At 64.5% G+C, this 12,875-nt stretch carries 10 protein-coding genes and 1 pseudogene; 7 read left to right on the top strand and 4 right to left on the bottom strand.

The annotated features are described in order from the left end of the window. Positions 1-1,971 (top strand): endopeptidase La (gene lon / locus AC1D00_RS08035; RefSeq protein WP_477010286.1); only part of this gene is annotated, 1,971 nt, incomplete at its 5' end. A 5-nt stretch (positions 1,972-1,976) separates the two neighbouring features. Then, positions 1,977-2,132 carry a hypothetical protein gene (locus tag AC1D00_RS08030; protein WP_404558177.1) on the top strand — a complete coding sequence of 52 codons (156 nt, stop codon included), beginning with the start codon at positions 1,977-1,979 and terminating at the stop codon, positions 2,130-2,132. Positions 2,133-2,202: 70 nt separating this feature from the next. Here AC1D00_RS08030 and AC1D00_RS08025 read toward each other — a convergent pair whose 3' ends face one another. From AC1D00_RS08025 to AC1D00_RS08015, 3 genes are all read right to left on the bottom strand, one after another. Continuing rightward, positions 2,203-2,505 carry an HU family DNA-binding protein gene (locus AC1D00_RS08025; protein WP_008139488.1) on the bottom strand — a complete coding sequence of 101 codons (303 nt, stop codon included), beginning with the start codon at positions 2,503-2,505 and terminating at the stop codon, positions 2,203-2,205. Positions 2,506-2,850: 345 nt separating this feature from the next. Continuing rightward, positions 2,851-4,083 (bottom strand): acetyl-CoA C-acetyltransferase, encoded by a 1,233-nt coding sequence (locus AC1D00_RS08020; RefSeq protein ID WP_477010285.1) that lies wholly within the window; start codon positions 4,081-4,083, stop codon positions 2,851-2,853. Positions 4,084-4,307: 224 nt separating this feature from the next. Continuing rightward, on the bottom strand, positions 4,308-5,768 hold the full coding sequence (locus AC1D00_RS08015) for a GH1 family beta-glucosidase (RefSeq protein ID WP_477010284.1): 1,461 nt from the start codon (positions 5,766-5,768) through the stop codon (positions 4,308-4,310). A 461-nt stretch (positions 5,769-6,229) separates the two neighbouring features. On the opposite strand from AC1D00_RS08015, the gene AC1D00_RS08010 reads away from it, so the two are divergent. From AC1D00_RS08010 to AC1D00_RS08000, 3 genes are read left to right on the top strand one after another with little or no spacing between them, the layout of a single operon-like run. Continuing rightward, positions 6,230-7,183, top strand: a complete 954-nt coding sequence (locus tag AC1D00_RS08010; RefSeq protein ID WP_404558180.1) for a sugar-binding protein — start codon at positions 6,230-6,232, stop codon at positions 7,181-7,183. 29 nt (positions 7,184-7,212) lie between these two features. Further along, positions 7,213-8,730 (top strand): sugar ABC transporter ATP-binding protein, encoded by a 1,518-nt coding sequence (locus AC1D00_RS08005; protein ID WP_477010283.1) that lies wholly within the window; start codon positions 7,213-7,215, stop codon positions 8,728-8,730. After that, positions 8,727-9,752, top strand: a complete 1,026-nt coding sequence (locus AC1D00_RS08000; protein ID WP_135176666.1) for an ABC transporter permease — start codon at positions 8,727-8,729, stop codon at positions 9,750-9,752. Before AC1D00_RS08005 ends, AC1D00_RS08000 begins: the two co-directional genes overlap by 4 nt. A gap of 97 nt (positions 9,753-9,849) precedes the next feature. Here AC1D00_RS08000 and AC1D00_RS07995 read toward each other — a convergent pair. Continuing rightward, positions 9,850-10,119, bottom strand: a pseudogene (locus AC1D00_RS07995) (family 1 glycosylhydrolase); the annotation flags it as partial. Between the two features lie 630 nt (positions 10,120-10,749). On the opposite strand from AC1D00_RS07995, the gene AC1D00_RS07990 reads away from it, so the two are divergent. Beyond that, a complete protein-coding gene (locus AC1D00_RS07990; protein WP_477010282.1) occupies positions 10,750-11,517 on the top strand; it encodes a M48 family metalloprotease in 768 nt (255 codons plus the stop codon). 547 nt (positions 11,518-12,064) lie between these two features. Further along, positions 12,065-12,838, top strand: coding sequence for a hypothetical protein (locus AC1D00_RS07985; RefSeq protein WP_404558184.1), 774 nt, complete (start codon positions 12,065-12,067; stop codon positions 12,836-12,838). Positions 12,839-12,875: the final 37 nt, after the last annotated feature.

The raw sequence follows: 12,875 nt of genomic DNA, 5'->3' as shown, positions 1-12,875 counted from the left end.
ATCGAGGCGCGTGCGCTGAACCTGCAGCGCCAGGCCATCGAGGCGGTCGAGCTGCTGCCGCAGGCGCCGCCCGAGCTCGCCGCGATGTTCCAGGGCACCACCGCGCCCGGCGCGCTGGCCGACCTCGCGACCTCGTTCATGGACATCAAGCCGCAGGACAAGCAGGAGGTGCTGGAGACCATCGATCTCGCCTTGCGGGTCGAGAAGGTGTCGAAGCATCTGGCCGAGCGGCTGGAGGTGCTGCGCATCTCCAACGAGATCGGCCAGCAGACCCGCGCCAGCTTCGACGAGCGGCAGCGCGAGGCGATCCTGCGCGAGCAGATGGCGACCATCCAGCGCCAGCTCGGCGAAGGCGACGGCAAGGCGGCCGAGGTCGCCGAGCTGACGGCGGCCATCGCCAAGGCCAACATGCCGCCGGAGGCGGAGGCGCACGCCAAGAAGGAGCTGCGCCGCTACGAGCGCATGCCGGAGGCTGCCGGCGAAGCCGGCATGGTCCGCACCTACCTCGACTGGCTGATCGAGCTGCCCTGGGCGCTGCCCGCGGAGAAGCCGATCGACATCAAGGAAGCGCGCCGCATTCTGGATGCCGATCATTTCGGCCTGGAGAAGATCAAGAGCCGGATCATCGAATATCTGGCGGTGCGCAAGCTCGCCCCGCAGGGCAAGGCGCCGATCCTGTGCTTCGTCGGCCCGCCCGGCGTCGGCAAGACCTCGCTCGGCCAGTCCATCGCACGCGCGATGGATCGCCCCTTCGTGCGCGTCAGTCTCGGCGGCGTGCATGACGAGGCCGAGATCCGCGGCCACCGGCGCACCTATATCGGCGCGCTGCCCGGCAACATCATCCAGGGCATCAAGAAGGCCGGCACGCGGAACTGCGTCATGATGCTGGACGAGATCGACAAGATGGGCCGTGGCGTGCAGGGCGATCCTTCCGCTGCCATGCTGGAGGTGCTCGACCCCGAGCAGAACGGGACGTTCCGGGACAATTACCTGGGCGTGCCCTTCGACCTGTCGCGCGTGGTGTTCATCGCGACCGCCAACATGCTGGACCAGATTCCGGGTCCGCTGCTGGATCGCATGGAGCTGATCAGCCTCGCCGGCTACACCGAGGAGGAGAAGCTGGAGATCGCGCGGCGCTATCTGGTGCGGCGGCAGCTCGAGGCCACCGGCCTGACGGCCGAGCAGGCCGAGATCGAACCGGAGGCGCTGAAGCTGGTCGTCAAGGGCTACACCCGCGAGGCCGGCGTGCGCAATCTTGAGCGCGAGATCGGCAAGGTGTTCCGCCATGCCGCGGTGCAGGTCGCCGAAGGCACGGCTGCCAAGGTCGTGGTGAGCCCGAAGGACATCGCCACCGTGCTCGGCCAGCCGCGCTTCGAAGGCGAGATCGCGCAGCGCACCAGCATTCCGGGCGTGGCCACCGGCCTTGCCTGGACGCCGGTCGGCGGCGACATCCTGTTCATCGAGGCCTCGCGCGTGCCGGGCCGCGGCGGGATGATCCTGACCGGCCAGCTCGGCGACGTCATGCGCGAGAGCGTGCAGGCTGCGATGACGCTGGTGAAGAGCAAGGCCAGCCAGCTCGGCATCGATCCGCAGCTGTTCGAGAAGAGTGACATCCACGTTCACGTTCCGGCGGGCGCAACCCCGAAGGACGGGCCGAGCGCGGGCGTTGCGATGTTCACGGCGCTGACGTCCCTGCTCACCAACCGCACGGTGCGCAGCGACACCGCGATGACCGGCGAGATCTCGCTGCGCGGCCTGGTGCTGCCGGTCGGCGGCATCAAGGAGAAGGTGGTGGCTGCGGCCGCCGCCGGACTGAAGCGGGTCATGCTGCCGGCGCGCAACAAGCGGGACTACGACGACATCCCGAAGAGCGCGCGGGACAACCTCGAATTCATCTGGCTGGAGCGCGTCGACGAGGCCATCGCCGCAGCACTCGAGCCGGCCGAGGCCAAGGTCGAAGCGGCGGAGTGAATGCGATGAAGAAACTGCTGGAAAGAGCGAAGAGATCGCGCAAGACGCAGCGGCTGCGCCAGCTGCTCGATCGCGCCATCGACGGGATTCGCGATGCGCTCGCGGGACCCGAGCCGCGGCTTCAGCCGGTCCCGGTCCGGGTCAGGCGCCGCAAGAGCTGAACCCCTCCGCTTCAGCCCTCGCGGTCGTCGAACATAAAAGGCCCCCTCCTGCGAGGGGGCCTTTGCTTTATCAGGCCACGGCGTCCTTGGCAGCCTTGACCGGGCGGGCGCGGACGATCTTCCGGGCCGGCTTGGCCTTGAACATCATCTCTTCACCCGTGAACGGGTTGGTGCCCTTGCGCGCCTTGGTCGCGGGCTTCTTGATGACCACGAACTTGGCGAAGCCCGGCACCAGGAACAGGCCGTTCTTCTTGAGCTCCTTGTGACCGACGTCGGTCAGCGTCTCCATGACGCTCTTGACGTCGCGCTTGGAAAGCTCGGTGGCGGTCGCAATCTTTTCGATCAACTGCGATTTGGACATTTGGGCTGGCATCGTGTCTCCTCTGATTCGTTGCCGGTTGCATATTAGACCAACCGGCGAAGGCCTAGAGCCTTCTGCACAGTTTTGTCGCGATTTTACGGGCTTTTTTGGCCCTCTGTGGCAAAAAACCCTGCTTTTTAGCTACTTCCGGAGCGGGAGGAGCCTCTGGCAGCGGATTTTACCTTGTTTCAAAGGCCCGCACGCAGCCTTGCTAAAGCTGATTCGCTGCTTTCGACAAGCGACGACCGGCCTCTTTGTGCAAGGAGGAGCGCGTTTCGCCCTAGAAAATAAGGCTAGATTGCATCGCCGAGGCGATCCGACCTCTCCCCGCAAGCGGGGAGAGGTGAAGAAAGAAGGCTAGATGCGCTCGATGACGATGGCCGGCGCCATGCCGCCGGCGGCGCACATGGTGACGAGACCGCGCTTGAGGTCGCGCCGTTCGAGCTCGTCGAGCACGGTGCCGATCAGGATCGAGCCGGTCGCGCCGATGGGATGGCCGAGCGCGATCGAGCCGCCATTGACGTTGACCTTGGCGCGGTCGAGCTTGAGGTCGCGGATGTATTTCTCCGCCACCACCGCGAAGGCCTCGTTGATCTCGAACAGGTCGATGTCGTCGATGGTCAGCCCCGCCTTCGCCAGCACCTTGCGCGTCGCCGGCACCGGCGCGTTCAGCATCAAGGTCGGCGAGTCCCCCATGTTGGCCATCGCCACCACGCGGGCGCGCGGCTTGAGGCCGTGCGCCTTGGCGTAGGCGGGCGAGGCCAGCAGGATCGCGGCGGCGCCGTCGACGACGCCGGACGAATTGCCGGCATGGTGCACGAAGTCGATGTCGAGGTCCGGATATTTCTGCAGGATCAGGCCGCGATAGGTGGTGCCCTTGTCGTCGAGCGCATAGTCGGCAACGGCGGGGAAAGCCGGCTTCAGGCTGCTGAGGCCTTCCATCGTGGTCTGCGGCCGCGGATACTCKTCGTGGTCGAGCGCAAGGCTGCCGTCTTCGCGATGAACAGGCACGAGGCTCTTCTTGAAGTGCCCGTTCGCCATCGCATGCGCGGCGCGCTTCTGGCTCTCCAGCCCGAGCGCGTCGACGTCCCGCCGCGTGATGCCTTCCATGGTCGCGATCGCATCGGCGCAGACGCCCTGATGCGACTGCGGATGCCGCGCGCGCAGGCGCAGATTGCCGCCGTCCATCATCATCGGACCGCCACCGCGGCGGCCCTCCATCGACATCATCTCGCAGCCGCCGGCGATGACGAGGTCTTCGGCGCCCGCCATGATCGAGCTTGCGGCCATGTTGACGCTGGTGATGCCGCTTCCGCAGAAGCGATCGAGCGTCACCGCGCTGGCGCGCACGTCGTAGCCGGCATCGAGCGCCGACATGCGGCCGAGATCGCCGCTTTGGGTGGCGACCTGCGCGCTGCAGCCCCAGACGATGTCGTCGACGTCGGCCGTATTGATGCCGGTGCGATCGGCGAGCGCGCGCAGCACGGTTGCGCCCAGTTGCTGCGGATGAATGCCCGAGAGCGCTCCCTTGCCGGCCTTGCCGACGCCCCGCGGTGTCCTGCAAGCATCGATGATCAGCGCGTCAGCCATTGGCGTTGTCCTCTTGTTATGAGTGTTGAGGACGGTTTTGAATAACGGGAAGAGTGGAGTCAATGCGGGACCTTTGCGCCCCTCACCCGGATTTTCCGCTGCGCGAAACCCTCTGCGACGTCATGGCCGGGCTTGTCCCGGCCATCCACGCCTCGCCGCACGGCACGAAGAACGTGGATGCGCGGGACAAGCCCGGGCATGACGACCTCTACACGAGGGAGCAATCACACCCCCGCCGCGTTCCTTGCGATCACGTTGCGGTAGTAGCTCGCGCTGAGCTTTGCCGTGCGGACCTGGGTGTCGAAATTGACGTGATAGAGCCCAAAGCGCTTGCTGAGCCCGAACACCCATTCGAAGTTGTCCATCAGGCTCCAGAGGAAATAGCCGCGCACCGGCACGCCTTCGGCGGTGGCGCGCTGGAGCTGGGCGAGATAGTTGCGCAGGTACATGATGCGGTCGGTGTCGTAGATCTTGCCGTCGGGCGTCACCACATCCTCGCCGGAGGTGCCGTTCTCGCTGATATAGATCGCATCCGTCTTCCAGATCCTTGCCGCCAGCTTCGGCACCCAGTAGATCGTCTCCGGCGCGACGCGGAGCCAGTCCGAGTTCATGTGCGGAAAGGATTTCGGGATCGGCAGCGGCATGAAGCCGGCGCCCTGGTCGGACGGCACCACATAGTGCTGCGGYGCGTAGATGTTGRGGCCGASGAAGTCGACCGGCGAGGAGATGATCTTCAGCTCGGCATCGGTGTATTTCGGCGCATTGGCGCCCGCGTATTTCAGGAACGCGTCGGTGTAGCTGCCGGTCATGATGACGTTGAGATAGCCGGCGTTCATCTCGCGCAGCGCGATCTCGGCGGCGCGGACGTGCTCGGGCGTATCGATCGCGGGAACGCAGACGTCGATGTTCTCGGCCGGCCCGACCCTGGTGCCGCGGCGGCCATGGGCGCGCACCGCCTGCACCGCAAGCCCGTGCGCGAGCGCGCTGTTGTGCCTGACCTGGTTGACCTCTGCTTGCGGCAGCGYCACGCCGGGCGCATCGATGCCGATACCATAGCCGAACTGCACGAAGCGGCCGCTCTCGTTCAGCGTGAACACATTCTTGACGCGATCGGTCAAACGCTCGGCGACATAGGCGGCATAGTCGCCGAAGATCTTGCAGGTCTCCGTCGAGCGCCAGCCGCCAAATCGGTCCTGGAGCGATTGCGGCAGGTCCCAGTGATAGAGCGTCATCCACGGCTCGATGCCGTTCTTCAGAAGCTCGTCGACGAGGCGATTGTAGAAGTCGAGCCCCGCAGGATTCGGCTTGCCGTCGCCGTCGGGAAACACCCGCGGCCAGGCGATCGAGAAGCGGTAGGCCTTGCAGCCGAGCTCCTTGATGAGCGCGATATCCTCCTTGTAGCGGTGATAGTGCTCGTTGGCGCGGTCGCCGGTCGAGCCGTCCTCGATCTTGCCGGGGATGCGGACGAACCTGTCCCAGATCGAGGCCCCTCGCCCGTCCTCGTTGACCGCGCCCTCGACCTGATAGGACGAGGTCGCCGTGCCCCAGACAAAGCCTGCAGGAAAGCCGCTGTCGCGCGAGGCCGCAGCCGCCGGCTTGGCGTCGGCGACTAAGGGATTTGCTACCCCGGCAGCGGACAGCCCCGCGATTTTCGCAAACTGGCGACGCGAGACCTTGTCCGACATTGATATTGCCCCGAGATGATTGATGCGGCGGCACAATGACGGCACGCAACCGGTTTGAAAAGCGCCGGCGCCGAAGCTTGAGGATGCAGAATTGCGCTGCCGGTGTCGCGACATGCCGGGTCGTCGAGAATAGGGTTCCCTGACAATTCCCTGACTTCAAATATTGCGATGCAACCATATGCGGCGGCGCCCCTTGCCTGCACGATGGTCGGCGGTGCGGCGCCGAGCACTGCGGTCCCCCGTCGCGTATTTCGCCTTCAATTTGCACGCGTGGTGGGCTTCTGCTACGCTGAGGTACGCGCCTCATTTCACCTCGCGGATTGCCCGTTGACGGGCCACCGCCGCAAAAGAAGCGGATGGCGGCCGTTCCGCGTGCACCGTGGAGAGGGGGCATGCGCTCGATTTCGCGCTCAAGCAGAGTTGGCCTGCATCAAGGGCCGGCCACCTAAGGGAGGATGGTAATGAAGCGACTCTTGGTTGCAGGTGTATCTGTTGCTTTCGCAATTGCACTGGGTACCGGCTCGGCCGTCGCGGCGGACAAGAAGGTTCTGGCCTTCGTCGTCAACGGCGCGTCCGACTTCTGGAAGATCGCCGAGGCCGGCGTGAAGAAAGCCCAGGGCGAGCTGCCCAATTACGACCTCCAGCTCAAATATCCGGAGCAGGCGGCGGCTGCCGTCCAGCAGCGCATGATGGACGACCTCGTCGCGGCTGGCGCTGCCGGCATCATGGTCAGCGCGGTCGATCCGAAGAATCAGGTCGAGCATCTCAACAAGATCGCCTCGCAGGCGTTGCTGTTCACCACTGACAGCGACGCGCCGAACTCGAAGCGCATCGCCTATATCGGCTCTTCCAACGTCGATCTCGGCAAGGACGCCGGCAAGCTCATGCTCAAGGCGCTGCCGAACGGCGGCAAGTGCGTCGGCTTCGTCGGCCTTCCCGGCGCCGACAATGCCCGCGAGCGCATCGAGGGCGTCAAGGAGACGATCAAGGGCTCCAAGGTCGAGCTCGTCGACGTCCGCGGCGACGAGATCGACCAGACCCGCGCCAAGCGCAACGTCGAGGACATCCTCGCCGCCATGCCGGACATCAGCTGCATGGTGGGCTTCTACTCCTACAACACGCCGCGTATCTACGAAGTGCTGAAGGAGGCCGGCAAGCTCAACAAGATCCAGATCATCGGCTTCGACGAGGATCCGATCACGCTCGGCGGCGTCAAGGAAGGCGCCATCGCCGGCACGGTCGTGCAGCAGCCATTCGAGTGGGGCTATCAGGGCATGAAGCTGATGGCGAAGTACATCGAGGGCGACAAGTCCGGCGTGCCCGCCAACGGCATCATCATCGTTCCCGGCAAGGTCATCGACAAAACCAATGTCGACGACTTCATGGCCTCGATGAAGACGATGCTCAAGAAGTAGGAGACGTGCGGCGTTGCCCGCAAGCGTCAATGCCTGAGCCGTTTCTCGAACTGGTCGATATCAGCAAGAGCTATCCCGGCGTGGTCGCACTCGACCACGTCGGCCTTGCCGTGTCGCCGGGCGAGGTGATCGCGCTGATCGGCGAAAATGGCGCCGGCAAGTCCACCTTGATGCGGGTGCTCGGCGGCGTCGTCGAACCGAGCGGCGGCACGATCCGCGTCGATGGCGCCGAGCGGAGCGCGCTCACGGTGGCTGAGGCGATCGCCGCGGGCATCGCCTTCGTCCATCAGGAGCTCAATCTCTTCGACAATCTCGACGTCGCCGGCAACGTGTTCATCGGCCGCGAGCCCGTGCATGGCGGGCCGCTGCGGCTGATCGACCGCAAGGCGCTCTACGCAAGGACGCAGCCGCTGCTGGACCGCCTGGGGACTGATTTCGCACCGGACGCGCTGCTTGCCGATCTGTCGCTGGCACAGCGCCAGCTCGTCGAGATCATGAAGGCACTGTCGCTCGAGGCGCGCCTTGTCATCATGGACGAGCCGACCTCGAGCCTCACGCTGTCCGAGACCGACCGGCTGATGCGGGTCATCGCCGGCCTCAAGGCCGACGGGGTCAGCATCATTTTCATCACCCACCGCCTCAACGAGGTGATGCAATGCGCCGACCGCGCGGTGGTCCTGCGCGACGGGCGCATGGTCGGTGCGCTGACCCGTGCCGAGCTATCTCCTGCGGCGATGATCCGTCTGATGATCGGACGCGACCTTAAATCACTCTACGTACCGCCGGCCGCCCCGCCGGGCGAGGCTGTGCTCGACATAGTCGGGGCCGTCACCGACACCTATCCGGAGCGCCCGGTGAGCCTGTCGCTTCGCCGCGGCGAGATCTTGGGGCTGGCAGGCCTGGTCGGCTCCGGCCGCACCGAGCTGGCGCGGGTGATCTTTGGTGTCGATCCCTTGCGCGGCGGCGTGATCAGGCTCGAAGGCGACCCAATCCGGGTCGCGAGCCCGCGCGTGGCGATCGACCACGGCATCTACCTGATCCCGGAGGACCGCAAGGGCTGCGGGCTCTTGCTCGACGTATCCATCGCCGAAAACATCTCGTTGCCGGACCTGTCGTCCTATCTGCGCTTCTTCCTGGTCAACACCGCGCAGGAGACCGAGAATGCGCGGACGCAACGCGAGCGGCTGAAGATCCGGGCGCCCGACGTCGGAACCACCGTCGGCTCGTTGTCCGGCGGAAATCAGCAGAAGGTCGTGCTCGCCAAATGGCTGTCGATGCGTCCGAAGGTCCTGATCTTCGACGAGCCGACGCGCGGCGTCGACGTCGGCGCCAAGCAGGAGATCTACGAGATGCTGCGCCGTCTGGCCGACGCCGGCGTCGCGATCCTGATGATTTCGAGCGACATGGAGGAGGTGATCGGGGTCAGCGACCGGATCGCCGTCATGCACGAGGGCGCGATCTCGGGCTTCCTTGATCGCAGCCAGTTCAGCGAACACAATGTGCTCCAGTTGGCCGTCGGCCACGCGGTTGAGATGAGGGTGCCTTGAACAAGAAAGATCTGAGCCTTCTGGTCCTGATCCTCGTCGTCGGAGCGGTCGTGGCCTTCATCAATCCGCGCTTCCTCTATGTCGGCAATCTCTCCAATACTTTGAACCAGGTCGGGATGTTCGGCATCTTCTCGATCGCAGAGGCCTTCGTCATCATCATCGGCGGGATCGAGCTCTCGGTCGGATCGGTGATCGCGCTGCTCGGCGTTATCTTCATCGATCTCATCGTCAATCACGACGTCAACTGGGTCATCGCCGTCGCCGCGGTCATCGCAGGCGGCCTCGTCATCGGCCTCGTGCACGGTGCGCTGGTCACCCGTATGCACATCCAGCCCTTCGTGGTGACGCTGTGCGGTCTTTTGATCTATCGGGGTGCCGCGCGCTACTACACCGAGGATGCGACCGCGGGCTTCGGCTTCGGCGCCAGCTTCCCGACCCTGGAATGGCTGACCGCGGGCCGCACCAACGTGCTGGGCTTTCCGCTGCCGCACAGCGTGATAGCGCTCGTCATCGTCGCCGGCGTGGCCTGGGTGCTGCTGCACCGCTCGGTGTTCGGCCGATATCTCTACGCGGTCGGCAAGAACGAGGAGGCGGCGCGCTATTCCGGCATCCGCTCGGAGCGCGTGATGATTTCGGCCTATGTCATCTGCGGCGGACTGACCGCGTTTGCCGCCATCCTGTTCGCGATGTACACCCGCTCGATCTCGCCGGCCGTGCACGGCTCCTTCTACGAGCTCTATGCCATCGCCGCGGCCGTGCTCGGCGGCTGCTCCTTGCGCGGCGGCGAAGGCTCGATCATCGGCGTCGTGCTCGGCACCGTGCTGCTCCAAGTGCTGCAAAACCTGGTCAATCTGCTCGGCATCCCGAGCTCTCTGAACTTCGCAGTGATGGGCGCGGTGATTCTGATCGGCGTGCTCGCCGATCAGTATCTTGTGCAGCGACGACACCACGTGAGCCCGGCCAAAGGCCGGGGGCAGACGAGTGTGGCGGCCGCGCCGCTCGAGCGGGTGAAGGTGGAGTGAGGGACGGACGGTCTCGCGCCAGATTGGGCCTACTCTTCAGCATCTCCTGATCCTTGCAGCTTGCCGCGCAGCGCCGACATGACGCTTCGCGTGGTTTGGCGCGGTCGCCGGTCGAGCCGTCCTCGATCTTGCCGGGAATGCGGACGAACCTGTCCCAGATCGAGGCCCCTCGCCCGTCCTCGTTGATCGCGCCCTCGACCTGATAGGACGAGGTCGCCGTGCCCCAGACAAAGCCGACGGGAAAGCCGCTGTCGCGCGAGGCCGCTGCCGCCGGCTTGGCGTTCGCGAGCTCGAGCGGACCTGTCATTCCGGCTGCGGACAGCCCCGCGATTTTCGCGAACTGGCGACGCGAGACCTTGTCCGACATTGATGCTGCTCCACTTCTCTTGGTTTCGGACCGGCACAATGACGAGTTCCGGCCGATTTGAGAAGCAGTGTCCCTGGTTGTCACGACTGCAACCGACGCTCACATCTGTCGTCCCCGACGTGGAGCGCCGATAAAGCGTTATCGAACCAAACCATTGTTTAGCTTGAATGGAACCCGGTTCCCGAGGTCTCATCTAGACGGTTCACACCGAAGCGAATCGGATGCCCCCGTGTGGACACCGGGATTTCCTGTGTTCACGGCATGAAACTCGCATGACATGGCATCGGGAGATCCGTAACTTTTGCTTTGAACGCGCACGAGGGGACAAGGGTGATTCACGCTGGCGTAAGTCCGATGGCGTTGCGTGGTGATCGGCACGGCCAAGATGTCGCTGCCGACCTCACGCCGAGCGTTTCGTTCGCTCTGGTGCGCCATGCGCCGCGGGAGATGCTGCGCGTTTTAAGGTGCGGCCCTGCCGTCGCCGTGGAGATCCATTGGCCGTCGGGAGAGGCAGGCCTCTTCCTAAGATGCCGTATCGAGCCGAGCTCGAGAGACCAGTGGCGGTTACGGCATCGACGGCACGCCCATCAGACTGTGAACCATCAATCATCTCAATTGGCGATCCTTGCCATGACATTGCTGCTCGCCGTCTGCGGCTGGAGCGTCGGCGGAGCCGAGGGCATGCAGCGGGCGCTGTTGGGAAGCACGCCCCGTCCCGACGAAACGGTCATCTCGCGCGAGAACGTGTATCGCTGGTTCGGCGCCCGCCTGCTGTCCCCTGCGGAGGTGCCGGACCTGTTCGCCGTTCTGACAAAAGTTTGCAGCAGGGCCGGGCTGGTGCGATTACCGGATCTCTATTGTCTGCCGGCACCGCGCGACATGAATGCCTATGCGCTCGGCGGACCGGAACGCAGTGCCATCGTGTTAACCGAAGGCCTGCTACGCGGCATGACGCGCGACGAGGTTGCCGGCATATTGGCCCATGAAGTCGCTCATATTCGCAACAATGATGCCTGGACGATGGGCTGGGCGACAGCGTTGCGACGCGCGATCGATTGGACCTCGCTCGCTGGTCTCGCGTTGCTGCGAACCGGCCATCATCACGGTGGCATGACATCAAGCCGGCCATTGGCGATGCTGCTGAGCGCAGCACCAGCTCTCGGCCAGCTCCTTGGACTTGCTCTGTCGCGAGTTCGCGAACTGGATGCAGATGCAACGGCGCTCGAACTGACCGGCGACTCGCGAGCGCTGATCGCCGCACTCGACAAGCTGGAGCGCCATCACACCGGCTCCGCACCAAGCCGCACGTCCGCATTCGTGTATGATCCGATGCGCTTGCTTCGCAGCCATCCCGCCACCTCCGAGCGCGTCGGCACATTGCTCAACCTCGCCTATTAAGCACTCGCTCAAGTGGGCATCTGCGCACATCGGAAGGCTCGCTGACCAGGCAAAGAGTGCTGACGAAGAATCCGCGCGGCTTGAAATTTCTGCGGAGTTTGATCGCCGCCAAAATATCGCCGCGCTTTCGCGAAACTATTTCGACGTGAGTACGTTTTCCGCGTCTCTGCTCATTGCAGCACTGGGGAGAAACCAGCGTAATTGCCAAGCGTTCGAGCGGACGTGAGACATAAATGATAAATGGCTGGCCATCGTGCCAGCGAGGAAAATCCGCTCCCACCTTTTTCGACGGCAATGRTTTTGCCGCTCTAAAACATCTCACCGTCGGCTTGTCACCTTGAGGGGACGCATCTCGCGCCTCCCAGGCGGGCGACATTGCCTGCGGCCGAGACTTCCGTGCCAAGCATTCGAACTTGAGGCTCCAACGCCGTCGCACCGGCGTGACAGACCGCTATTGCCAGCGAAGGGGTCGCGCATGCGACCGGCCTTTGCAGGATTCTCGGCAGGATTTGGGCTGAGGGCACCACCATCGCAAGGAGACCAAGCGATGACCTATTACGACACCCTGCAACAGAACCTCGCGCATGGTTCGCCGTTCGGCCAATTCGGTCCGCAACAATGGGGATCGGGAGCATTCGGTTCGCAAGGCGGCCAACAGTATGGAGGAGGCGGTCTTGGATTGGGCCAGGCGGCCTATGGACAGCAATACGGACAGTTCGGCGGTCAGCCGACCTTTGGCGCGTTTGGATATGGCCCCGGCTGGGGCGGGCAAACGGGCTGGGGTCAGCAGCAGCCTCAGCAGCAGCCCTGGGGCGGACAACAGCGCCAGCTTTCGCCACAGGACGTGAATGAGGTCGTGCGGCAATTGGTACCGGCGCTGCCTCAAATTCTCGCGCAAGCGCAAACTCCATTCGCAGGAATGGGCTATGCGGCTTACGGCCAGGCGCCGCGGCAGCTCAGTCCGCAAGACGTGAGCGAGGTGGTGCGGCAGATCCTGCCGATCGTGCCGCAAATCATGGGAATGCTGCAAAGCCAGCCCCAAATGCAGCATTCGGCCATGCACGGCGGTCCCGGTCAGGGTCAATTCGGAGGCCTCGGTCAATTCGGTCCCGGCTATCCCACACAGACTCAGCCAGCGCAGATGTGGGGTACGCAGTTCGGCGCGCCGCAGTTCCAGGCGGCATTCGGCGGTCCGACGGGCTTTGGCCAGCAGCGACAACTGACGCAGCAAGATGTCGCCGACATCACCCGCCAGCTGATCGGCGTCATACCCCAGGTCATCGGTAACCTTCAGGCCTACGGCCAGCAGCGGATGATCTGACCGCGCGGTAAGGCGCGACCGCCGCCAAAAGCGGCGG

The sequence above is a fragment of the Bradyrhizobium sp. P2_E8 genome (assembly GCF_056403875.1).
The sequence above is the reverse complement of the archived record's forward strand: the minus strand, read 5'-3'. Positions and strand labels throughout refer to the sequence as shown.